Source organism: Flectobacillus sp. BAB-3569, assembly GCF_002270355.1.
In the GTDB taxonomy this organism is placed as follows: Bacteria; Bacteroidota; Bacteroidia; order Cytophagales; family Spirosomataceae; genus Flectobacillus; species Flectobacillus roseus.
Genome location: NZ_NJFZ01000022.1, coordinates 88590 through 111904, shown reverse-complemented (window position 1 = coordinate 111904; position 23315 = coordinate 88590). Strand labels below are relative to the sequence as shown.

The following is a 23315-nucleotide window of genomic DNA, read 5'->3' as shown; positions in this document are numbered from 1 at the left end:
GATAGGCTGAATCCTTTTTAAAACCCTTTCCTTATTTTACTCTTCCCATTCAAAACTACGCGTAACCGCTTTTTTCCAGTAATGATATAGTTTTTCTCGTTGTTCTGACGGCATATCTGGAGTCCAAGTATGAGCTATACCCCAGTTTTGCTTTAAATCATTCAAATCTTGCCAGTATCCTACCGCCAAACCTGCCGCATAGGCAGCACCCAAAGCAGTGGTTTCGATCATGGCAGGACATACAACGGGTACATCCAACATATCTGATTGAAACTGCATCAGCATTTCGTTTACGACCATTCCCCCATCAACACGTAATGATGATATTTCAATTTTGGCATCTTTTTCCATGGATTCCAATACTTCCAATGTTTGAAATGCTGTCGCTTCCAAGGCTGCACGGGCAATATGTCCTTTGTTGACATAGCGTGTCAAACCTGCGATAATACCACGAGCGTCAGCTTTCCAATAGGGGGCATATAAACCCGAAAACGCTGGAACAAAGTAACATCCGCCGTTATCTTCCACTGATTTAGCAAGGTCTTCTATATCTGAGCTTTTCTCAATAATTCCTAAATTATCTCTTAACCATTGTACCAAAGCTCCCGTAATCGCCACCGAACCTTCCAAGGCATAATGGACAGGTTCTTTTCCAAACTGATAAGCTACTGTTGTTAATAATCCATGAGTCGAAGGAGTGGGTGTTGTACCAGTATTGAGTAGCATAAAACATCCCGTTCCATAAGTATTTTTGGCTTCGCCAGCCGCAAAGCAGGTTTGTCCAACCAAGGCAGCTTGCTGGTCGCCCAAATCTCCTGCAACTGGAACCCCTACTAATAGTCCCTTAGCCTCGGCATATACTTCGCTACTTGAGCGAATTTCTGGTAATATTTGCTTAGGAATATCTAAAATCTCTAATATTTCATCGTCCCATTGCATGGTGTGGAGGTTCATCAATTGGGTACGGCTGGCATTGGTTACATCTGTGACATGGATACCGCCATCGGTTCCACCTGTCAAATTCCAGATTACATAAGTATCCATATTGCCAAAAATGGCTTCTCCATTTTGTGCTGCTTCACGAAGCCCCTCTACATTATCCAACAACCACTTGATTTTCAAACCACTAAAATAGGTAGCTAGCGGCAAACCTGTTTTTTCTCTAAAACAGTTTGAGCCTCTCGATGCTTCCAATTCTGCTACAGTATTTCCGACACGGGTATCTTGCCAAACTAAGGCATTATAATAAGGTTCGCCAGTATGTTTATTCCAAATAACAGTAGTCTCACGCTGGTTAGTAATACCCACAGCAGCTAAATCCTGAGGGGACAAATTAGCCTTACCCAAAGCCAAACCAATGACTTCTTGTGTGTTTTGCCAAATTTCGGTTGCATCGTGCTCTACCCATCCTGCTTGTGGGTAAATCTGTGCATGTTCTTTTTGACCAACCGAAATCATATTACCTTGTTTGTCAAAAATAATAAATCGCGTACTTGTTGTACCTTGGTCAATTGATCCTATGTATTGCATAGTTATTGTTAGGATTTAGGGCAACATTGTAACGTAGTCTATTGATACAATTCTCAAAAGCTATTTTTACGAATATCTTTTCACTTTATACCAAAGTCCTCAAAACAATCTTGCATTATTGATTATAATATATGGGAGATAGTTTGCTTATTTTTTCACAAAATAGTCATATTAAATCTTGCACACAATCAATTTCAAGGAATTAAAGCACACAAAAAAGCTAGCTACTCATTGTAACTAGGCTTTTTTGTGGTGTTTTGTTGATATTATTTAAAAAAGCCCACAGGGTCTTCTTTTTTGGCCATTAATTCTTGCACATAATTCAAATCGACAAAGCTCAAATCCAGTACTCGGCATTTGTGGAGATAATCCCACGCTTTGTCATAATGTTCTAACTGAAACTCTGCAATAGAATATTTGAGCCAAGCATTGGCATTAGTCGAATCTAGTTTTACTGATTTTTCTAACAAAGCCAAAGCATCGTCAATATCATTACAATCTTTCTTTTCTTTAAAACAAGCAATTTGAACCGTTGCCACGTCTACCATCAACACGGTATTATCAGGTGAAAGGGATAAGCCTTTCCTCAAAAATACCGCTGATTGCTCGAAGTTGTTTCGTTGGTAACTAATCGAACCTAAGCCCCAGTACACATCCATATTATTCGGATTGAGCAAATAAGCAAGATTAAAGCGATAAGTAGCAGTATCCAATAGACCTTCACTCAAATACTCCCAACCACGTTCGGCAAAAAACTTACTAGCTTCTTCTTTAGTCGAAAAGTTCGTAATACATTGCTCTACAAAGTCGGCATTCTTAACGAGTTGCTTTTGTAAGGTTTCTCTACTTCCAAAAAGGGGTAAATAACGGACATCCTGGCTGTCGAGATTGGCAGTTTCTTTCTTAGTAATCTGCCTCGAGCTAGCTAATTGAGCTACTTCTGTTTGGGCAAAAGCCTGAACGGTCGAACTCAAAATGAAAAAATAAAGTAACTTTCTCATAAGTGGTGGTAAACGCACTCTCTATCAAAAAAATAAAATTTCGAGCTTTCTAATTTAGCCTTTTAGATGAAATGTAATTAGGTCTCTGCTGAGATTTTATTCCAAATTACAAAAAAATAAGGAACTACACTAGTGTGTCGCTCCTTATTTTAACGCATAGAATACCAGTTTATTATCTACGCTTTGTATTTCTTCTTGAAGAACTCCCTCCTGCCTTCGCACCAAAACTACCATTTTTAGGTCCTTTACCTCCTGCTACGATCTTTTTCTTTTGGCGTTCCTGCTTTTCTTTACTCTTTACTTTAATATCTTTTTTCTCGTGAAAAGCTCCTTTAAAAGTTGGGTCTTCCTTCTTACGTTGAGCATCTATTTCACGAAGCATTTCTTGATTTTCGATAAATGGCGTCTGCTCTATAGTTAAGCCTTCTGGTAGCTCATAACGAGGAATCTGCATCTTGATGATTTTCTCAATCTTCTTGATATGATATTCTTCGGCAATGGTCATGAAGGTAATCGCCTCACCCGTTTGATTGGCACGACCTGTACGACCAATTCGGTGTACATAATCTTCATAAATGATAGGAACGTCAAAATTGATAACGTGACTTACCATCTGAATATCAATTCCTCTTGCCGCTACGTCGGTGGCTACCAATACCTGAATATTTCCTTCACGGAAATCATCCATTGAATTGATACGGGTATTTTGCCCCTTGTTGGCATGAATCACTCGGATTCTTTCTTCAGGAACGACTTTTCTGGCTAAAAATTTAAAGATATTATCTGCTACTTCTTTACTTCTACAAAAAACAATCACACGATTGAAACGCTCCGAATCGGTCATTAACGAGCCTAACAGATTGATTTTGGTTTTGAAGTTTGGTAGTTCATACAATATCTGATTGACCATTTCGGCTGTTGTAGCCTGTGGACTTACTTCTACTTTTTTGGGAAACTCCAAAAACTCATGCGACAGGTTTTCTACTCGTGGTGGGAATGTGGCAGAAAACAATAGATTTTGGCGTTTTTTAGAAGGTATTACCTCCAAAATACCACGAATTTGTGGCATAAAACCCATATCCATCATTTTGTCGGCTTCGTCAAGCACGAGGGTTTTAAGTTCTTTTACCACCAACTCGCCCTTGAGGTAAATATCCATAAAGCGCCCTGGTGTAGCTACCAAAATGTCAACACCTGCTTTAATAGTTTCTATCTGTGTTTTAGGACCTAACCCTCCATAAATTGCCACGTGGCGAATATCCGTATAAGTCGCCAATTGAGTGATAGTAGCATCTATCTGCATCACCAATTCACGGGTGGGTGCCAATATCAATACGCGTGGGTGCATACCTTGGGCGTATTTGATTTTCATCAAAATTGGCAACAAATACGCTGCTGTTTTGCCTGTACCCGTTTGTGCGATTCCTAATACATCATGCCCTGACATTACCAATGGAATAGCCTGTTCCTGAATCGGACTTGGAGTCTCGTATCCAGCATCGGCAATGGCATTGAGTAATTGTCTATTTAAATCAAATTCTTCGAAAGTCATAACTTGTAACTTACTGATTCGCAAGCTGTTTTTCTTTTGTCGCTCGCCTCAGCCAATTTTTTTGTGAACTGCAAAGTTACGGAAAAGTCTTGCCATCACCCAGTTTTTTCAGAAACTATCTGATTAATCGTCTATTTCTGAGCAACTTCTGGCAAAGCTTTTAGGCGTAAATAACACACTTGCAACACATAGATAAGGGTTATTACAAATGCCCATTGCAGAAGATATTCTAAGGCATAACCCGCATTCGATAATTTTGCAAAACTATCAAAAACTGGATTGTTGTGATACACATATACAAATGGTTCGACAATCAGGAGGAAGTTGAGCAACAACAAAACAAACAAGAATTTACCATCTTTATGTTGCCACAACTCAAATACAATGATGACTAAGTAAATAAACATATAATACGCCATCGCACTTGGCAAAAACAACTGCATCAAACCATAAGTTAGAATAAATAACAAGGGAAATGCTTGTACGAAAGACTTATTTCTAACACTAAAACCAATCCATGTGGCTAGTGGCAAAAATAGCCCAAGCCCCAGCCAGTTCATTTTGGTGATATTGACACTAGCACCAATCAAAGGACGCAAAACAGAAAATAAGTTGGGAGAATATGGGTCTTCGGTATGTTTAATCAACATCAAAAAATCCCAACCAACTAAGTAATAGAGCAAAGCCAAACTTGGAATGCCAACCACAGCCATACTCAGGATAAACTTAAATTTATCTTTAATCAAGAAAAACAGCGGGAATAAGAAAAACGCCACAGTTACTTTTAAACAAAGTAATGACAAGGCAAACATCAATCCCATACGAAAATCGCTGTTGGATTTTTTCCAAATCATTAAGGCTCCCAAAGCAAAACCCCACAACCAAATATCTTCTTGGCCACCTAACAAACATATAATAATAGGCGCTGGCAACATCAAATAATGAAGCAGTTTGGCATAAGCCTCCGATGATACAGTTTTATAATGCTTGTAAGTCAACCACACACAAATTAACTCTCCCACCATCATCAAAGCAACAATTGAGCTAGCATGATCGACAATCAATAAAGGCAAAGCAATAATATAGGAAAAAATGGGGGCATGAAATGACCAAAAATCACGATAAACCAAATCGAGATGCACCGCATGAGAGGCCTTGTAATAAAAGAAGGGAACATCGCCTCGTGGTTCTTCTTTGAGAATCACAAAGACTAAAATAAATGGAATAATACGTGTTAAAACTACCAAAGCACTAACTACTCCTATTTGATTTTGAGTGAGCCATGTTTGAAAGCTTGCATATTTTTTCCATAAAATATACTGGGCAACAAACGCCAAGCCCATCGCAATAAGCTTAGCAATAAATACTCCGATAATTGGCATAAGATATGATTTGCTCTAAGGACTAGTGACTAAACTTCACCTTCAAAGCTAATAGTTTTTGTTCTAAAAAGTGGAAAGATAAACTTGCTACCGCAATCGTCAAACCGATGGTTAGCCCATACATGACCAAGTTATACACACCCAGCGACCATGTTTGTTGATAAGGCTGTAAAAGGTTCATAATAGCAACGTTGATAGCAATATGATAGATGTAAAGTCCGTAGGAAATCTTACCCAAATAAGAAACCACTGATTGCTCAAGATTTATAATCGACTGAGGGTTTACGGCAACATTAACGATAAAATAGCAGAAGAAAACACTTAATAATTCAAGATTTATTCCCTTAAACTCGTAGCCTGAGATAATAATTGTCAGTAAAATACCATATACGACAAATTGTACTTTTCTCTGAAATAGAAATGCTAGAATTGAATGTTTGGTAAAGACCAAATAAGCTCCTATTCCACCCATAACCATCATCATAATACGAAATTGACTAAAAAAGAAAAATACATATTTAGGCAATTCGTCGATGGTATTATTGGTAAAAAAGAAAAAGTAAATCAAGAAGATAGAGGCTGTACCTAATATAAAAATAGCAATAATCCCTAATCTGGATTTCCACGAATTAGCACGAATCAACCAAGGCCAAAGGTAATAGAATTGCTCTTCGACACCAATCGACCAAGTTTGTGAACAGAGATAGGGTAGCTCGTAAAAAATAAAGCTAAGGTTAGGCAAAATCATCATTAGCAATGACAGTCGAGGCCAAAAAGCCTCTGCATTGCTTAATACCTCCGCAGCAGATTGCCAATAGAAAAGTTTGAAATGAGGTAACACCAAGGTGCCTAAAAGTACAATAATGTAATAAATAGGCCATATACGAAGCACACGACGAACATAGAAGTTCTTGATATTGATACTATTGTTTTTGCTTTTTTCACTAAGCAACAAATAGGTAATCAAAAAACCACTCAAGACAAAGAATAAGCCAACGCCCTGTTTTCCTGCGTGTTTGATGATATGATTGGAATATAAATTGGGCAAACCAAAAGCAGCTTTTGCTTGCTCGATATGGTGTACCAACACACTAAAAGCCGCAATAAACCGTACTCCATTAAGATTAGGGAAATATACTGATTTGGATTTTTCCGTGTTAGGTACTGATGTCGATGCCGAAACTGATTCTGATAAGCGATTTTTAGCCATGAAGTTGTAATTTTTGCAACTTTAAAGTCAACTACTTAGCCGACCATTTGCCTTTGGATAAGGTTTGCAAAATTATAGCTTCTCTAGCTAATCACAAACGAAGGATTGAATTATTTAGGGAAGGGCTTTTGCTACAAAAAAGCGAGAGACATATTATTGCCTCTCGCTGGGGTAATTAAGTTAGTGGGCAAAATAAAACTTAAGATTATGCTTTGGGCTTTCAGGTAACGGCTTTCGGCGATGGGCTTTGGAAAAAAGCATGGCTGTGGGTAATAAAAAACATTTTAAGACTCTTTGCCTAGTGCCTGTTGCCTAAACTCTCATTCTGCAAAATTACTTATTCTAACAAACCTTTATATCCTGAATCCTTCGCAGGAGGAATATGTGGTGTTGAAGAACCAGTGCTTGGTGACGAATCCAGACTGATCAATTTGAACTCACCGCTATTGTAAGCTTCAAGCATGGCTTGACCTTTGTCGGTCAAAATACCATTTTGAATATCTACACCATTGATAAAGTCCATTGACAAATCCATCGCACGCTTCATTTCTCCTAGTTTCTTACTCATATCGTCTTGGATATATTCCATCGACTCATCGAAGTAGAATTTTTTATCAGGATTTCCTTTAAAAATACTGATGGCTGTTTTCAAGGCATTTGAGCTACTTTTTACTATTTCGTATTCAGCCTCTTTCAATTTCACCTTGATTTCGGTTTCCTTGATAATATAATCTGCTGATGATTGTACCTTTTCCATAAAGCTCAATACAGTCTTCATGTTACGTTGTAAAGGCAGCAACTTCTCATTCATTTCTTGCAAACCAGCTCCTTCGATTGTTGCCAACGAGGCAGCTTCTCTCATCCCTGGCTTATCAATCATCGTATTTGCCTTGTTAGCCTCCGCAAATTTTTGCTTGATTTGGTCATTATTTTCATTGATTTTCTTATTCAATTTAACCAACTGACCTGCCAAAATATCGATTTGACCGGACATTTTTTGACGCTTTTCTTTCAAATCTTCGATATAGATTTTCATGATTGCGATAGGGTCTAGCTGAATCACCAAACCTGCAATTTTACGCATCGTAGTTTTGAACAAGAAAAATGCCGCTGTACGAACATCTTTACTCGTTATCAAAAACACAAACAAACCTAATACCGCCAACAAGGCGCCCAGATAAAGCGTATTTTCAGTTACCTTAATCAAAAACTCAACAATCTTGTTGAAGTAATACAAGCCTACCGCTCCTGCTGCGCCTAAGAACAACAATGAGGTAACACCTTCAGGTTTACTCCAAAATGATTTCTGGGGAGCATCACCTCCTCCAATCTGTGATAAATCTGCCATTAGTTTAATTGGTTTTGGTTAATTTCTATTCGTGCATAGTTAGTTTTGTAACGAGACACGAGTAAAGTAAAAGTTTAGAAGCTTATTTCAACAAATGTTCTTGTATCTTGAAAATATCAGACTTGATTTGGTCTACAAAGAAATCATGTGTAACCTGATAGCCTGCTTTGTTATTATTGATTTTGGCACTTTGTTCTTCAATATCTCCCGATACTTTCTCAATGCTACTATTATTTTGTTCTATCTTCTTTTGTAAAGCAATAATCTGTTCGGCCATTTGCTTGTTTTCATCTTGCATTTGTTTTACCTGATTTTGCAGATTGCCCACACGCTCTTTAATAGCCGCATCGGCATCTTTCAGAAAGGCAGCTTTGTCATTTTCAAGCATTTGGACATATTGATTGGCGGTATTGACCAATATATTAATGTCCGAAACACCTCCCATCGTTCTAAAACTTGCCCAAGCGGCCTGAAACTGCTTTTCTTCAGATAAGCCCAAGCCCGACAAGCTCTTCATGGTTTGCATAAACTCAAAATAGTCGGCTCCCGGAAGATTCGCTTTTTCGAGTAGTTGTACAAAATGGTCAACAAACTTCTTATCCGTACTAGCATTCGTCTCTGGTGGTCGTACTACATTCTGACTAACAGGTGTAGCTTGAGGCTCAGGTGCTACGCTTTGGCTGGGCGTAGCTGGCGATGATTCGGGTACATCTTGAATAAAGAAACTCAGAATTTTCTTCCCAATGCTTTTTTCTTCTGTTGACATAGTTTTGATTTTGAGGGTAAAGTATGAATGTAGATTTGTAAGGAATGAAATTTACAAAATCTTCTCGAATTACTTGATACAATATTATACAGTCGAGGGCTGTCCTCTAAGAAAGATTGTAAGAATGGTATGCGGACTTTAAGAATGGCTACAGGGTTTGATGGGTATCATGTAATTTGAAAATTTGATGATTTGAAAATAGAAAAGAATCATTTCCCTTTGTGCCTTTGCTCCTACAAGCCTTTATCCCTTTTCAAAAAAAAATATTTTTTTTCAATCTTCATGCAACATCTCTGCTTTTGCCTGCATCTTATGGATAGAATTCGCAAAGAAAAGCCCTGCCTTAACCGTTAATCCATATATCCTACCAGTTTAGTCAATATCTCAGCAATTTGTACCGAGATTTTTACCATTCAACCGACTAGACGACCGATTATGGTATTTTGTATTGCAAGGTACTGGCTTAAACATATATCTTTGACACAAGAATTCAGCACAACAATTAAGTAAAAGATTCAAAAACAGTTTTAAAAATTAACTCTCAATCAAAGCTTTTCTTCTTGATCACGTAATCAAGCATTAAGGTTTAACTTTCTAAACATTTATAAAAGTCATGAAAACGTTCGCTCAACTCTTCTCAATCTCTGCATTAACAGTTTTATCTGTAGTTAGTTTCGCAAACAACGACAACAACAACGCAAATAAGACGAAGACGTTTGAAGTTGGCATGTTCAAAAGCAAAAATTCACTAAACATGAATTTGATGCTTGAAAAAGTAACCGATAAAAAGGTAAAGATTATCTTGAAAGACCCTTCGGGAAAAGTATTACACCAAGAGTATGTTGCGAAAAATACCCCTTCGTATTACGGTAAGTTTGACATGAGCCAGTTGGAAGACGGAGTTTATACTTTCGAAATCACTGACGGAACCGAGAAAATTATTAAGACTGTAAACCTTCAGTCTCCTGAAACGCAAGAAACAACAAGAAACCTGACAGTTAATAAATAGTCCAATCCTAGCGCCTGACGAACGCTATACATCTGGACATCGGTGGTCAGGTATTGGTAATAACTGATAACTGACCGCTGAAAATTGAAAGATTACAAGTCATGCAAAACCTCTTTTTTTGAATATATATAAAGGCTAAACCTCTTTTTTGAATATATAAATTGCTGAAAGCCACGAGCCGACAGCGCAGTAAAATTCCTCTTTAATCTAATATGCTGAATGTCTGAAAAGACGGTAAGCCTCATTTAAACTTCTCATTCAATAATATGAAAACGCTCTTTAAACCTGTAGTATTAATTTTAATGGCTTTGACTTCGTTTGTCTCATTAGCCGACAACAACGACAACAACAGTAACTACACTGCCAAAGCCAAAACATTCAGAATAGGCATGTACCAAACCAAAGGTGCAGCCAAAATGAATATCATGCTTGAAAAAATCATTGGAAAATCGGTAACGATTACCATTAAAAATGAAGATGGTGAAATCCTAAATACCGCCACGGTTCGTAAAAATACAGAGTCGTATCATGGTAAATTTGATATGTCTGAGCTTGGTGATGGAAAATATACTTTCGAAATCAGCGACGGTCATGAAACGATTCGTAAAACTGTAGTGCTAGATACCTCTAAACCCACTACGTTGACAAGAACAATGGATGTGAATAAGTAAGTGAGTATGAGTGCTGAATTGTGAGTGATGAGTTTTGAAATTAGAATGATTCTCTCAATTTCATAAAAAAGCGGTCGAAATTATGATTTCGACCGCTTTTTTGATGCTACTATGCTAAATATAAATGGCTTAAGACGCAATCAGTGCGTCTCTACTGATAGAATATAAATTATTTACTCGTTTTTCTAATTTGCATCATGTTTACAAAGAATGAAAATGCCATTGAGAAATAGATGTATTGTTTCGGGATATGGAAATCTAATCCCTCAGCAATTAGCGTAACTCCAATCATCATTAGAAAACATAACGCCAAAATCTTCAACGATGGATGTTTGCTAATAAAGCTACTAATAGCCCCTGCTACCGCCAACATAATCGAAATAGAAACAATTACGGCGGCATACATTACCCACAGCTCATCTACCAAACCTACAGCCGTAATAATACTGTCAATAGAAAATACTAAATCTAGCAATAAAATCTGTCCGATGATTGTGGCAAAAGATTTAGACACTGGTGCCGAGTTTGTATGCTCTCCCTCTTCCGTTTTTTCAAAAATCTCTTTATTACTTTTATACAATAAGAAAAAGCCCCCCGCAATAAGAATTAAGTCTTTTCCTGAAAAATCTATTCCTGAAATTGTCATCAAAGTTTTGTCGAGCTTCATAATCCAGCTAATACCAGCCAATAAGATTAGACGCAAAACTAGCGCTAGACTCAACCCTACCAATCGCGCTTTTTTTCGCTTTTCGACAGGAAGTTTATCAGAGAGAATAGAAATAAAAATAATGTTGTCGATACCCAAAACGATTTCTAACACAATCAGGGTAAGCAGTGAAATAAGAATTTCGGTTGTCATTGTTTATTTGTCTGTTTGAAAGGAATCAAAACCTTGTTATGGTGGCTTTTTCCTTTGCTATTTGAACATGCAAGTTATACCAAAAGTTAGCGCTACAGGATTAGATTTCAGTTAGATTTTGGTTCAGCAAAAAGTGCAGAGTAGCAAAGGCACAGAGGCTCAAAGTGTTCCAAATGAATCACTTTGTGCCTCTGTGCCTTTGTCACTTGACGCCTTTTATTGATTTGGCTTCAATACCTGCTTACCCGATTTAACTTTTTCTACATCTTCTTTTCGAATAAGTTCTCCTCTAAATTTACCTTCTACATACATACGAGCTTGGTCATCGTAATGTTTGCTCATAAAATATCCCGATTGTCCCGTTGGGTTTATACTTTGTCCTTCAAAAGGTTTTGAGAAATCTATCACACGACGCAAAGCTGGCCCATAACTAACCTTGTAATATCCAGAAGAATCTAGTGGAAAATCAAGATTGTTGATTACTTCTTTGCCCGCCATAGCTGGTAAAGGTCCTACATTAAAGAGTTTGTTCAAAGGCTTTTGTCTACCTACAGGATGCACGTGTTCGAGCGTATGAACTTTTTGCCAATGCCATGCCTTTTTATCCGCTCCAAGTTGAGCTGTCAAATCTGCATAAGCCTGATTTAGTGCTGATTGAATAATCTGTGTGCGAGTTTCCACATTTTTTGTATCCTTATTATCCCACCATTTAGAAGTATCATTAACAATAAAGTTTTGTAAAGAACGCTTCATGGTTTGAGAATTAACAAATGCTTTGAATCCTTCAGCACCTAGCTCATCTCTGAAAGTAGCCTCATACATACGGTACAAAAATCTGTAATAAATCGTTGGTTCGATATCTTCCAAATCGTGTGTACCGTCCCAAGTAAGCAACTCACTATGTCCTGTTGATTTAATAATTGGAGCAATACTTTGAATCACGGTTGGCGCCATGGCGCTTTTATGCTCAGTAATCATTTTGTGCATATCTTCTACCGTCCAATCATTTTTTGAAATATTCAATAGTTGCTTGATACGAGTAGCACGGTCTGGCGCAACATAGTAACCCGCCACTAAGCCCGTACCCATATCCTCAGGTTGGTTATTGGCTGAGTATACAAAACCACTAGCAGGATTTACAGCATGTGGATTTTGAGAAAAATCTAACCAGCCCTCTATCTCATCTTTGCCACTAGCGCCATCCAAAATCATATAAGGTTTTACATGAGCAGGACGTTTGGGGAGTTTTGCTGATGCCCACCAAGCAATATTTCCCTTGGCGTCGCCATACATTACATTCAGACCAGGGAAATGAATCATCGAAGCGGCAGCCTCTGCTTGTTTGACATCGGTAGCATGTGCCAAATCATAGAAGACTTTTAAAGAACGGTCAGGAAATTGTGTTAATACCCACCACAAGGCCACTGGCGATTTTTCATGAACAAATTTCTTATCAAACTCATTAATCAGAACGCCATGTCTTGACGAGCGATATTGAACAGCCACATCTGGTTTCCCTTTTACTTTAATGACTTCTTTTCTAATAGACAAATCTTCCCAATGGTCTTTAAACCAAACCTGATTGGCATTTGCAGGATTTATTTTTTCTCTGTAAAAATCAACATCATCATTTTCAAACATTGTTAAGCCCCAACCAGCTTTGTCGTTATGCCCAATCACAGCCATAGGAATTCCTGCAATGAAGTTTCCATAAAAGTTTTGATTAGGATAAACCAAATTAGCCTCAAAAAATACCGAAGGTTGAGAAAACGCAATATGGGTATCATTACTAAAAATCACACCTTTACTTTTGGTTTTGCTACCAGCTACAACCCATGAATTTGAGCCATGAAATGTAGGAAACGGCGCTGCTTTTTGTAATTCAAGCACTTGGTTGCCCAATGCCAACAAGTTTTGTACAGATTCAGCACCTTTGCGAAGCGCTATCTCTTTTTCATTGCCTTTGGTAACAGGGATTTTTTCGGCATTAGTTGCCCAAGTTGTTACCAAATCCTTGGTATACTCTTCGCCAAGACTTTGTTGAATATAGGTCATCAAAGGGTCTGTGCGAAAAGCATCCGCAAAAGAAAAACCCATATATCCTTGAATAATATGTAAATCTAGATTTGAAAAAGGCGTTTTCGGAATTTTCAACAATTCAAACTCTACAGGCGTATCTCCATTTTCGATAAAAGCATTGACGCCATTCACATACGCCGAAGCGGCTTTTACGTATCCTTCATTTTTAGGATATTGTGCGATGGTCTGTTCAGCATATTTTCTAAAACCAAGACTTCTAAAAAACTTATCACTCTCCAAAGCCATATCGCCAAATACCTCCGAGAGACGTCCATCTGCCAAACGACGAAGGGCTTCCATCTGGAAAAGTCTTTCTTGTGCATGTACATATCCCAACGCAAAATAGGCGTCTTCTTCGGTTTGGGCATAAATATGAGGTATTCCAAAATCATCCCACAGTACCTCTACAGGTTGTGTGAGCCCTTGTAGATTTATTTCTTGATCATGATTTGCTACTTTGGACTTGAGCCAGACAAATACTCCAAGCCCCAATAGCACGACTACAATAAGTAGTCCCATTAAGATTCGTTTGATAAGACGCATAGTTTTTAATAAGTTTTCACACAAAATGAAAGACCTTCTTGTCTAACACCTTGTCCGCTAAAGATATTGAAGTGAATTAATTTTTGAAGTCCTTTGTATCAAAGCACTAAGCACAAATTTAGTCTTTTCTAACACAACTCAACCACCCTTATAGCATCTAAAAACTATCCTAATTCAACTTTTTTTAATTATATTCACCTACAATTACAGAACAGTATAGAACACACGTAGTTTTTTGGTTAATTTTGGTATTATTCAAAAACGTATTTATCTATATTGGTTTCTTTCAAACTATCCAATTACAATTTATTATGAAAAAATTAAGGCTCGCCTTAATGGCTCTCTTCTCTTTAGCCATTCTCTCTCTAAAGGCACAGACCTCCAATCCTTTGCAGGGCAAAAAAGTACTAGTGTTTTCCAAAACTGCTGGTTTTCGCCATAGTTCAATTCCATATGGCATTAAGGGAATGCAAGACCTTGGTCAGAAATACGGCTTTGGCGTAGATACTACCGAAAACGCATCAAAGTTCACGGAAGACAATCTTAAAAAGTATGCAGTTGTCATCTTTATGAGTACTACAGGCGATGTGCTCAACCCTGCGCAACAAATAGCCTTCGAGCGCTATATCCAAGCAGGCGGCGGTTTTATGGGTGTGCATGCGGCATCAGACACCGAATACGACTGGCCTTGGTACGGCAAGTTAGTTGGTGGGTATTTTAATGGTCACCCTGGCAAAAATGTATCGAATGTTCAGATGGGTAAATTTACGGTAACCGATAAAAACCATATCTCGACAAGTACTTTGCCTACGACTTTTGAAAGAAAAGATGAATTCTATGATTTCAAAGAGTTTAACAAAGACGTTAAAGTGCTAATTACGGTAGACGAAAACTCTTACAAAGAAGGTAAAATGGGTGATTTTCACCCTATGTCTTGGTATCATGAATATGACGGTGGACGTGCATTTTATACTAACTGGGGACATACACACGAGACTTTCTCAGACGAAATTCCAATGACACATATTTGGGGAGGCTTGCAATGGGCAGCTTCTGGTTCGGCATTAGACTACTCAAAAGCTCGTAGCGAATATGCGCCAGAAGAAAACCGTTTTACCAAAATTGTATTAGACAAAAACCTTGATGAACCAACCGAATTGGCTGTTTTGGATAATGGTAAAGTGTTATTTACTGAAAGAAAAGGTTTACTAAAAGTATATAATCCTGTTACGAAAAAAACTAAAGTAGCAGCTGACTTGCGCGTATATTCAAAATTTGAATACGGTTTAATGGGCATAAATATTGACCCGAAATACAATCAAAACAAATGGATTTACTTGTTCTATAGTCCGTCTTATGAAGTTGCTGGTGCTGATACTGCCAACCGACTTTCTAGATTTGTTTATGACGATGTAAAAGATACACTGGTATTTGCTTCTGAAAAAACGTTGTTGAGAGTTCCAGTAAAACGTACTGACTGTTGTCACACTGGTGGCTCTATCGAATGGGACAATAAAGGTAATCTATATCTCTCGACTGGCGATGACACCAACCCATTTGCGTCAGAGGGCTTTGCTCCTATCGACAACCGTGCAGGTCGTGCAGGTTGGGATGCTCGTGCTACCTCATCAAATACTAACGATTTAAGAGGAAAAATCTTAAGAATTAAACCAACTGACGACGGTTCTTACACCATTCCAGAAGGTAACCTTTTCCCTGTAGGTACTGAAAAAGCTCGTCCTGAAATTTATGTAATGGGTAATCGTAACCCTTATCGTATTTCAGTAGATAAACACACTGGTTATTTGTATTGGGGAGAAGTTGGTCCAGATGCGGGTGAAAACTCAGACAAATATGGTCCTCGTGGTCATGACGAAGTAAACCAAGCTCGTAAAGCTGGTTATTTTGGTTGGCCTTTGTTTGTTGCTGACAACCGCGCTTATAATCAACGTAACTTTGAAGATAAGTCAACAGGTAACAAGTTTGACCCACTGAAACCTATCAACGATTCGCCACATAATACAGGTTTGAGAGAATTACCTCCAGCACAAAAAGCCTTTATTTACTATCCGTATGCCGACTCGCCAGAGTTTGGCCCTATTGTTGGTAAAGGCGGACGTAATGCCATGGGTGGCCCTGTGTACTATATCAATGATTATCAAAACTCGAATGTCAAGTTTCCGAAATACTTTGATGGAAAATTCTTTGCTTATGACTGGGCACGTGACTTTATCAATATCGTTACGATGAAACCAAACGGTGATTTTGTTTCGATGGAGCGCTTTATGCCAAATACGGTATTTAGTCACCCAATGGATATGCAATTTGCTAAAGATGGTGCTTTATATGTATTGGAATATGGTCAAAACTGGTTTGCTCAAAATGAAGATGCTCGTTTGTCTCGTATCGAATTCAATGCTGGCAACCGTAAGCCTGTTGTACAAATCAGTGCTGATAAGGTAGCTGGCGCTGTGCCACTCAAAGTAAATTTCTCTTCTGTAGGTACAAAAGATTATGATGGCGATGTACTTAGTTACGAATGGTCGTTTGCAAAAGGTGCACCCAAAAGTAAGCTAAACAACCCTAGTTTTACTTTTACAAAATCAGGTATTTATCAGGCTACACTCAAAGTAAAAGATGTAACAGGTAATGTATCAGAGGCTTCTGTAGAAATTAAAGTAGGAAATGATATTCCGAAAGTAGCCTTGAACATCAAAGGCAATAAGTCATTTTATTGGAATGATGAGAAAGTAGCTTACGAAGTAAAAGTTGCTGACAAAGAAGATGGTTCTTTAGATAACAAAAAAATCAAAGCGGAAGATGTACAAGTAAATATCGACTATCTTGAAGGATTTGATAAAACCATCATTGCACAAGGTCACCAACAAAATATGAGCGTATTGTCAGGAAAACGCTTGATTGAATTGTCTGACTGTAAGGCTTGTCACTCAATTGATAAAAAATCTATCGGACCAGCTTACAAAGAAGTAGCCAAAAAATACAAAGGTGCTTTCCAAATAGAAGGTAAACTTTCTGACAAAATCATCAAAGGTGGTGGTGGCGTTTGGGGCGAACAAGCTATGGCTGCGCACCCACAAGTAAGCAAAGCAGATGCTACCGAAATGGTAAAATATATCTTGTCGTTGGCGGATGACAGCAAAGCAAGCAAGCCTGTAAAAGGTGAATATCTGACCAAAGATACTGGCAAAGCTGGTACGTACATTTTCTCAGCTAGTTATACCGACAAAGGCGCAGGAAACCTTGGAGCTCAAAATGCTACCAAAACTGTTACCTTGAGAAGTGCCAAATTTAGAGCAACAAGCTATGATGTTCAAAAAGAAACTCAAAAGCTAAAAGTTGATGGTTTGGGTGAAATCGTAGCGGCTACTAAAAACCAAGGATATATTGGCTTCGAAAACATTGACCTAACAGGTTTAAAAGCTTTTGATGTGGCAGCTTTTGCCTCTGACGAGCGTACCGTAGGAGGTAAAATCGAGTTGCATATTGGCTCGCCAACAGGTAAAGTATTAAGTTCGGTAGAGGTAGGTAAAGGCAATACACAACCTGTAAAATTAGGTTTGGCAGATGCTACAGGTACACAAAACCTCTATTTTGTTTTTGTAAATCCTGAAGCAAAAGACAAAGCTCTTTTTGCTGTTTCGGACATTACTGCGGTAAAATAAGAAATGTATTGAGTGATTTTAGCATATAAAACATGAGTCATCTCTAATTTTTTAGGATTGGGATTGTTCTCCACGTTTTATCAAAAAAGCGGTCGAAAAATAGTTTTTCGACCGCTTTTTTGATGCTACTATGCTCAATATAAATGGCTTCTGACACAATCATTGAGACGCAATGATTGCGTCTCTACGGGTAGAATACAAATTTTTGCATAATTACTCACTCAATCATAATTCACTAAATTGTTTTCTTTGTCAATATTTCAATAAATCTTACGCTTTCTCTATTTTTGCTTGAGGTTGAATCTCCGTTTTAGCAATTTACCCTAAGACGTAAAGCATTACGTCCCTATGTAAAAATATTCATCTAACTTATTCAGCAATCATTCTATTAATTAAAAAGCTAATGTTTAAAATACTCTCTCAGCCTTATCCTCATAACGCAACTCCTCGAAAGAGTATAGTTTTATCAATTGCCACTGGTTTATTTATCGCCTCTTTTTTGAATTACTTTCAACCCTTTGGCTCTGCTAATTGGCACGACCCAAGCAAACCTTGGATATTGTCAGGTTTTGGATTGGTGAGTACCTTCATGATGTTGTTCAACTATTTTGTAATACCTCGCATCTTTTCGATCAGCTTTGCAAGCGAAAATTGGACTGTAGGAAAAGAAATGCTCTATGTTGCATTTAACCTATTTTCAATTGCTTGCGGCAATGTTGCCTATAGCGCTGCCACTCATTTGACAGATGTTCAAGTTGATGGTTATGTTGCCATGTTGATATACACCTTGGTTTTAGGCATATTCCCTGCCACTATGATAGTGCTTATCAATTACATTTATCACCTCAAAAAATACGCCCTAGCTCCTACCAATATCGTTGCACCTTCTACTACTCAAACAGAAGAGGAACTACTATTAAACTTGGTAGCCGAAAATGAAAAAGATAAAATAGTGATTCAGGTCAATCAACTTCTTTACATCGAATCGAGTGATAACTATTGCACGGTATATTTTCTAGAAAATGAAACTTTGTGCAAAACCATACTTCGTAGTAGTCTTACAAGATTGGAGGGGCAAATTCCTGAAAACACCCATATTCTCAGATGTCATCGCTCATTCATTGTCAATCTATCTCAAGTAGAAAAAATATCAGGAAATGCGCAAGGCTATCGCTTGCATTTAATCAATCAAAATGGACAAGTACCTGTAGCAAGAAAATATGCCTATCTGGTAGAGCAAATTAGGACTGGGCTTTAAGTAATTTGTGATTTAGTGCATGAGTGATTAATATTCTAACACTACAGACGCAAAGCATTGCTTCTCTACCAGTAAAATTCAGATAATAATCACTCATTCGCTCATACACTAAATTTGAGATGAATAGTTTTTATTCTATCACTGCTATTCGAATTTCGGTAGGTTGCTGTATATATGTAAGTCCTTTGAGTTTGAATTGTTGTGTGAGAGATGAAATAGGATTCAATTTAATATCCATACTATATTTTTGGTCAATATGATCGTAAACTTGGTTTTCAATAGGAGTCTTAATCAAATCTGCTACCGCAGCAATTATTTCAGGAATACTCATATTAACTACAGATAACTCCGAACCATTGAACGACTTACTTTGAACCATTCCGGGCATCAGATTTTGGGTCACAAATGTTGCTAACTTCTTTGCATCATCTACCGAAAGTACCCATCTATCCTCTATCTTATTTTTATATCGTACTTTCTGGTTATATCTTTTCAGCAACGAATCCATTAGCACCATTTTTCCATCTTCTAATAATAGCGAATCTGTGCGCAAGATTACATTGACATTTTCGGTCTTTACTATTACATCTGTAGGCTTTTCTAATGAAATTTTCTGCTCTGCCAACAGCATACGATAGACTTCAAATAAGTTGTAGTTTTTGAATTGTAAAAAACCACTTCCTTTGGCAATTCCAGAGGATAATTCGGGGTTTCCTGAGCTAATACTAATGGAGATACTTTGCCCAAACGCTTGATTGCCTAGGAGCCAACAACAAATGAAGAGAGAGATACCAATGTGTAGTTTCATGAATTTTAAATTAAGGTGAAATTTTATATAAATACTTTCTACCCTAATTTACCAATCCTTTGCTTTATTCTCTACTTTTCATCGCTGTTTCGTAAATAGACTTATTTTACACAAACAACGTCGTAATACTTATAATCCAAAGGATTGGCATAACGAAACTCATATCCAGCCTTGTTGAGCAATTTTGTAGCATCAATCACTTTATAAGGTACGGTTGTTTCTGGTTCAACAAAAATAGGCTCGGCAAAACCTAGCTCTGCACAATTTTTTAGATATACTTCTTTCCTAACAGGATGCTCTGGTGATACGACATTGAAGGTTTCTCCAAATATTCCCTTTTCAAGAATTGTCGTTACCACGCCAACTGCATCTTCCTGATGTACATAATTGACGGGAATAGCGCCCGTATTGATAGTTTTTCCTGCAAAATACTTCGCAGGAATACGCTCTTGTCCCATCAAGCCCCCACAACGTAAAATGGTTACGTTTTCTCCTAAAGCATTTTTCAATAAGTTTTCGACCTGAATCAAACTATGAGTTGGGATTACCTCGCTATCTTCTGTTGCAACTTGACCCAGATCAGGATATACAGAGGTCGATGAAATATATACTACTTTTTGAATTGTTGACTTCTGAAGAGTAGGTAAAATTCCTTTCATTTGCTCTACGTGAAAAGAGTCACCATATTTACCCGCTCTTGGCGGAATAGCAATTACCAATAAGTCTGCCGCTAAAAAATCAGATAATATTGCTTCGTTGGCTTCAGGATTGAGCTGCAATACCACAGGCTGAATTCCTGCCTCAGATAAGGGAATAGTTTTGGCTTCGGAAGTGACCGAACCTACAACTTGATGACCTTTGGCTACAAGATTTTTTCCCAAAGGAAAACCCAACCAACCACATCCTAAAATCGCTATTTTCATCTTGGTGATATTTATTGATAAAACTTCTTTCTCTGAATATGCTCTTCTACGTCTTCGGGCACCATATATCTTATCGGCTGTCCGTTTTTGATACAATCACGAATAAATGTGGCCGAAATATCCAACGATGGCGCTTTTACCAATTGGACATTAGGATGCTTTTCTAAGTCACTCGGTTCAGAGTTTGGTCTTGGGTAAACATACAAGCCAAAGTATTCAAGAATTTTATCTGCATTTTTCCAATTCGGGAATTGTGCCAGATTATCCCCACCGATAATTAGTTTGAACTCATAATTCGGATGTTTTTCTTGCAAGCGAATCAAGGTATCAATGGTATAAGAAGGCTTTGGCATCGAAAACTCGATATTCGATACGCGAAAAAGTGGATTATCTTGAATAGCTTTCTCGACCATATCCAAACGGTCGAACTCATGCAAAAGCGATTTATTTTTCTTGAAAGGATTTTGTGGCGAAACTATAAACCATACTTGGTCGAGGTCGGTAGTAGTAGCCATTACATTGGCAACAATCAAGTGCCCCACATGAATGGGATTGAAAGAACCAAAAAACAAGCCTATTTTCATTCGAATAGATATCAAAACAAAAGGGTTGTTAGCAAATCAATAATTTGATTTACCAACAACCCTTTTGTGCGTTATAATTATTTTGTAAAATCGTCAAAAAGCTTTTGTGCTTTTGCTACGGCTTCATCCAAATTGTCGTTCAACAATACTACGTCAAATTGGTCTTGGAAAGACATTTCGAAGTTCATTTTAAAAACTCTTTTCGAGATAGAATCTTCAGAGTCGGTACCACGTTCGCGAAGTCTTTTTTCTAATTCTTCTACGCTAGGTACTTTCACAAAAATTGACAGCGCGCGTTCCTGATAGTACTCTTTCAACTTTACGCCACCACGTACATCCACATCAAAAATCACATGCTTTCCTTCTGACCACAATCTTTCGATTTCTGATTTGAGTGTACCATAATAAGCGCCTGGGTATACCTCTTCCCATTCTACGAATTCTTGTTGAACAATTTTTTGTTTGAATTCATCGGGTGTCATAAAGTAATAATCCTTTCCATTTTCTTCGTTACGACCACGTTTGTCACGAGTACATGCCGAAATAGAAAAACCCAAGTTAGAGTTATTAGCCAAAAGGTGCTTTACGATAGTAGTTTTACCTGAACCAGATGGAGCCGAAAAAATGATAAGTTTGCCGTTTTCCAATGCTTAAAAATTTTAGGGAATAAAAGATTGGTATTGTGATTTTATAAAACGCTTCTTCCTAAAGAGAAAAGTTGTATTTCACACACCAATTATTTTTCAAAAATACTCATTATTTATTGATATGACAAAGCGAGCCGAGTGCCCCAAAAGCAAAAGGTTATTAAGTCGTATCCAAATACTAGGACAACCTAATAACCTTTCAAAAGCTCTGCTTAGTGTTTGTTATTTTACAAGCCGCTTATTTTTTTCTTGATACAATCAATCAAAGAAGTAGGCACGCATTTCTTTTCTATTCTTAATTGCATGGCGTCTTTGATACATTTCTCTAATTCATAGCCATTCTCGCATGGCAAGCATTTTGCCATGTTATTTTTGAATTGAGCCATTTGCTCCTCTGTCGCCTGTCCATCTACAATGAGTTGAACAAGTTTCATACATTCGCCCTCATGTTCGCAATGAGTCTTCTTTTGTTGGGGAGTCCCTTGCACCTTCTCAGCCTCGGAAATCATGTCTTTATAGAATTAAGCAGTTAACTTGGTTATTTTCTAATGAATCTATTTGTCAAAGCAAACGATAAACTTTTTGTATTTTGATATAAATCAAGTAGTTATTGAACAGAGTGACAAAAAAAAAATTCCAGTTTTGTAAAAAAGTTTTTCAATTACTGATTTATGTCACCTATCGGATAGCTAATTTTCTGCCAAAGTGTCAGCATTGACATCATATCCTAAATTTTTGGCATAACTTTTCAGTTTCTCTTTGAGGAGCATACGAGCACGGTGTAAGCGTGAGCGTACAGTACCAATAGGAATATCTAGGATTTTGGCCATTTCTTCATACGTAAATCCTTCGATGTCGCAGAGGATAATCACTGTTCTAAAATCTACAGGAAGCGAGTTGAGCGCATTGGCTATTTCGTCTCCAATCAAGTCTTGGACAGTTTCGGCACGTAAATCTACTGTTTGAGTAGTTTCAGCATCTTCCTCCGAGTTGTAGGTTGTTTCTACATCTTGGTAATCTACTTTTGAAGGTTCTTTCGATTTCTTTCTGAAATCGTTGATAAAGCTATTCTTCAGGATTCTGAACAACCAAGCTTTGGCATTAGTTCCTTCTTCAAAAGAATTGATAAAGCGAAATGCTTTTAAGTAGGTATCTTGCACAAGATCATTGGCATCGTCCTCATCGTTGGTAAGACGAAACGCAAAGTTGTACATAGAATCTATATGGGGCATAAACTCCTTTTCGAAAACTCTATGTTTTTCGGTTTCCGAATAGGTTTGGAGAGTTGGGATTTCTTCTTGCTCTGACATAGCTGATGATGAGTCTCTTTTTTAAAAACACATTATCCAATCGTTCGACAGAGTACAGCTCTACTACATTCACTATCTCGTTGACTCTGTCTCTAAATTCTCAAACGCTTGAATACTATCATGTACAAACAATCTGCCAAGAATGATTTTTA

19 protein-coding genes are annotated in these 23315 nt (G+C 37.7%); 4 read left to right on the top strand and 15 right to left on the bottom strand.

Annotation, left to right across the window (positions count from 1 at the left end; genetic code table 11):
• Window positions 1-36 precede the first annotated feature (36 nt).
• The 7 genes from glpK to BWI92_RS20365 form a co-directional block, all read right to left on the bottom strand.
• Window positions 37-1530 carry a glycerol kinase GlpK gene (glpK, locus tag BWI92_RS20395; protein ID WP_095166276.1) on the bottom strand — a complete coding sequence of 498 codons (1494 nt, stop codon included), beginning with the start codon at window positions 1528-1530 and terminating at the stop codon, window positions 37-39.
• 266 nt (window positions 1531-1796) lie between these two features.
• Entirely contained in the window at window positions 1797-2531 is a 735-nt protein-coding gene (locus BWI92_RS20390; RefSeq protein ID WP_141234853.1) for a hypothetical protein, read from the bottom strand.
• A 172-nt stretch (window positions 2532-2703) separates the two neighbouring features.
• Window positions 2704-4083 (bottom strand): DEAD/DEAH box helicase, encoded by a 1380-nt coding sequence (locus tag BWI92_RS20385; protein ID WP_095166272.1) that lies wholly within the window; start codon window positions 4081-4083, stop codon window positions 2704-2706.
• Window positions 4084-4214: 131 nt separating this feature from the next.
• Complete coding sequence (locus BWI92_RS20380; protein ID WP_095166270.1) at window positions 4215-5465, bottom strand: hypothetical protein; 1251 nt, start codon at window positions 5463-5465, stop codon at window positions 4215-4217.
• 22 nt (window positions 5466-5487) lie between these two features.
• Window positions 5488-6675 (bottom strand): acyltransferase, encoded by a 1188-nt coding sequence (locus BWI92_RS20375; RefSeq protein WP_095166268.1) that lies wholly within the window; start codon window positions 6673-6675, stop codon window positions 5488-5490.
• A 337-nt stretch (window positions 6676-7012) separates the two neighbouring features.
• Window positions 7013-8023 carry a hypothetical protein gene (locus BWI92_RS20370; RefSeq protein WP_095166266.1) on the bottom strand — a complete coding sequence of 337 codons (1011 nt, stop codon included), beginning with the start codon at window positions 8021-8023 and terminating at the stop codon, window positions 7013-7015.
• Between the two features lie 82 nt (window positions 8024-8105).
• Window positions 8106-8789 carry a hypothetical protein gene (locus BWI92_RS20365; protein ID WP_095166264.1) on the bottom strand — a complete coding sequence of 228 codons (684 nt, stop codon included), beginning with the start codon at window positions 8787-8789 and terminating at the stop codon, window positions 8106-8108.
• A 613-nt stretch (window positions 8790-9402) separates the two neighbouring features.
• Between BWI92_RS20365 and BWI92_RS20360 the strand changes: the two genes are divergently transcribed.
• Both BWI92_RS20360 and BWI92_RS20355 read left to right on the top strand, forming a co-directional pair.
• Window positions 9403-9798 (top strand): hypothetical protein, encoded by a 396-nt coding sequence (locus tag BWI92_RS20360; RefSeq protein WP_095166262.1) that lies wholly within the window; start codon window positions 9403-9405, stop codon window positions 9796-9798.
• A 266-nt stretch (window positions 9799-10064) separates the two neighbouring features.
• Window positions 10065-10469: a hypothetical protein gene (locus tag BWI92_RS20355; protein WP_095166260.1), complete on the top strand. Its 405-nt coding sequence runs from the start codon at window positions 10065-10067 to the stop codon at window positions 10467-10469.
• A 169-nt stretch (window positions 10470-10638) separates the two neighbouring features.
• On the opposite strand, the gene BWI92_RS20350 is transcribed toward BWI92_RS20355, so the two are convergent.
• Together BWI92_RS20350 and BWI92_RS20345 are read right to left on the bottom strand one after the other, a co-directional pair.
• Window positions 10639-11328 carry a TerC family protein gene (locus BWI92_RS20350; RefSeq protein ID WP_095166258.1) on the bottom strand — a complete coding sequence of 230 codons (690 nt, stop codon included), beginning with the start codon at window positions 11326-11328 and terminating at the stop codon, window positions 10639-10641.
• A gap of 216 nt (window positions 11329-11544) precedes the next feature.
• Window positions 11545-13950 carry a penicillin acylase family protein gene (locus BWI92_RS20345; protein WP_095166256.1) on the bottom strand — a complete coding sequence of 802 codons (2406 nt, stop codon included), beginning with the start codon at window positions 13948-13950 and terminating at the stop codon, window positions 11545-11547.
• 311 nt (window positions 13951-14261) lie between these two features.
• Here BWI92_RS20345 and BWI92_RS20340 point away from each other — a divergent pair, with 311 nt between their 5' ends.
• Window positions 14262-17633 (top strand): ThuA domain-containing protein, encoded by a 3372-nt coding sequence (locus BWI92_RS20340; RefSeq protein WP_095166254.1) that lies wholly within the window; start codon window positions 14262-14264, stop codon window positions 17631-17633.
• A gap of 403 nt (window positions 17634-18036) precedes the next feature.
• Window positions 18037-18891: a LytTR family DNA-binding domain-containing protein gene (locus BWI92_RS20335; RefSeq protein ID WP_095166251.1), complete on the top strand. Its 855-nt coding sequence runs from the start codon at window positions 18037-18039 to the stop codon at window positions 18889-18891.
• A gap of 130 nt (window positions 18892-19021) precedes the next feature.
• Here BWI92_RS20335 and BWI92_RS20330 read toward each other — a convergent pair whose 3' ends face one another.
• From BWI92_RS20330 to BWI92_RS20305, 6 genes are all read right to left on the bottom strand, one after another.
• Window positions 19022-19699: a hypothetical protein gene (locus BWI92_RS20330; protein ID WP_095166249.1), complete on the bottom strand. Its 678-nt coding sequence runs from the start codon at window positions 19697-19699 to the stop codon at window positions 19022-19024.
• A gap of 101 nt (window positions 19700-19800) precedes the next feature.
• Window positions 19801-20622, bottom strand: a complete 822-nt coding sequence (locus tag BWI92_RS20325; RefSeq protein WP_095166247.1) for an NAD(P)-binding domain-containing protein — start codon at window positions 20620-20622, stop codon at window positions 19801-19803.
• 11 nt (window positions 20623-20633) lie between these two features.
• Window positions 20634-21206 carry a nicotinate (nicotinamide) nucleotide adenylyltransferase gene (gene nadD / locus BWI92_RS20320; protein ID WP_095166245.1) on the bottom strand — a complete coding sequence of 191 codons (573 nt, stop codon included), beginning with the start codon at window positions 21204-21206 and terminating at the stop codon, window positions 20634-20636.
• A gap of 77 nt (window positions 21207-21283) precedes the next feature.
• The gene (gene gmk, locus BWI92_RS20315; protein WP_095166243.1) at window positions 21284-21853 is read right to left on the bottom strand and encodes a guanylate kinase; all 570 of its coding nucleotides are present in this window, start codon (window positions 21851-21853) and stop codon (window positions 21284-21286) included.
• Between the two features lie 227 nt (window positions 21854-22080).
• Entirely contained in the window at window positions 22081-22287 is a 207-nt protein-coding gene (locus BWI92_RS20310; RefSeq protein WP_141234852.1) for a phosphohydrolase, read from the bottom strand.
• Between the two features lie 255 nt (window positions 22288-22542).
• Window positions 22543-23163 carry a sigma-70 family RNA polymerase sigma factor gene (locus BWI92_RS20305; RefSeq protein WP_095166239.1) on the bottom strand — a complete coding sequence of 207 codons (621 nt, stop codon included), beginning with the start codon at window positions 23161-23163 and terminating at the stop codon, window positions 22543-22545.
• Window positions 23164-23315: the final 152 nt, after the last annotated feature.

Bases quoted from the DNA above. Each gene is read 5' to 3' on its own strand.
- BWI92_RS20385 (WP_095166272.1), bottom strand. From the start codon at position 4,083: ATGACTTTCGAAGAATTTGATTTAAATAGACAATTACTCAATGCCATT.
- BWI92_RS20360 (WP_095166262.1), top strand. From the start codon at position 9,403: ATGAAAACGTTCGCTCAACTCTTCTCAATCTCTGCATTAACAGTTTTA.
- BWI92_RS20375 (WP_095166268.1), bottom strand. From the start codon at position 6,675: ATGGCTAAAAATCGCTTATCAGAATCAGTTTCGGCATCGACATCAGTA.
- BWI92_RS20340 (WP_095166254.1), top strand. From the start codon at position 14,262: ATGAAAAAATTAAGGCTCGCCTTAATGGCTCTCTTCTCTTTAGCCATT.
- BWI92_RS20365 (WP_095166264.1), bottom strand. From the start codon at position 8,789: ATGTCAACAGAAGAAAAAAGCATTGGGAAGAAAATTCTGAGTTTCTTT.
- BWI92_RS20345 (WP_095166256.1), bottom strand. From the start codon at position 13,950: ATGCGTCTTATCAAACGAATCTTAATGGGACTACTTATTGTAGTCGTG.
- glpK (WP_095166276.1), bottom strand. From the start codon at position 1,530: ATGCAATACATAGGATCAATTGACCAAGGTACAACAAGTACGCGATTT.
- BWI92_RS20370 (WP_095166266.1), bottom strand. From the start codon at position 8,023: ATGGCAGATTTATCACAGATTGGAGGAGGTGATGCTCCCCAGAAATCA.
- BWI92_RS20380 (WP_095166270.1), bottom strand. From the start codon at position 5,465: ATGCCAATTATCGGAGTATTTATTGCTAAGCTTATTGCGATGGGCTTG.
- BWI92_RS20325 (WP_095166247.1), bottom strand. From the start codon at position 20,622: ATGAAAATAGCGATTTTAGGATGTGGTTGGTTGGGTTTTCCTTTGGGA.
- BWI92_RS20310 (WP_141234852.1), bottom strand. From the start codon at position 22,287: ATGAAACTTGTTCAACTCATTGTAGATGGACAGGCGACAGAGGAGCAA.
- BWI92_RS20305 (WP_095166239.1), bottom strand. From the start codon at position 23,163: ATGTCAGAGCAAGAAGAAATCCCAACTCTCCAAACCTATTCGGAAACC.
- nadD (WP_095166245.1), bottom strand. From the start codon at position 21,206: ATGAAAATAGGCTTGTTTTTTGGTTCTTTCAATCCCATTCATGTGGGG.
- BWI92_RS20390 (WP_141234853.1), bottom strand. From the start codon at position 2,531: ATGAGAAAGTTACTTTATTTTTTCATTTTGAGTTCGACCGTTCAGGCT.
- BWI92_RS20330 (WP_095166249.1), bottom strand. From the start codon at position 19,699: ATGAAACTACACATTGGTATCTCTCTCTTCATTTGTTGTTGGCTCCTA.
- BWI92_RS20335 (WP_095166251.1), top strand. From the start codon at position 18,037: ATGTTTAAAATACTCTCTCAGCCTTATCCTCATAACGCAACTCCTCGA.
- BWI92_RS20355 (WP_095166260.1), top strand. From the start codon at position 10,065: ATGAAAACGCTCTTTAAACCTGTAGTATTAATTTTAATGGCTTTGACT.
- BWI92_RS20350 (WP_095166258.1), bottom strand. From the start codon at position 11,328: ATGACAACCGAAATTCTTATTTCACTGCTTACCCTGATTGTGTTAGAA.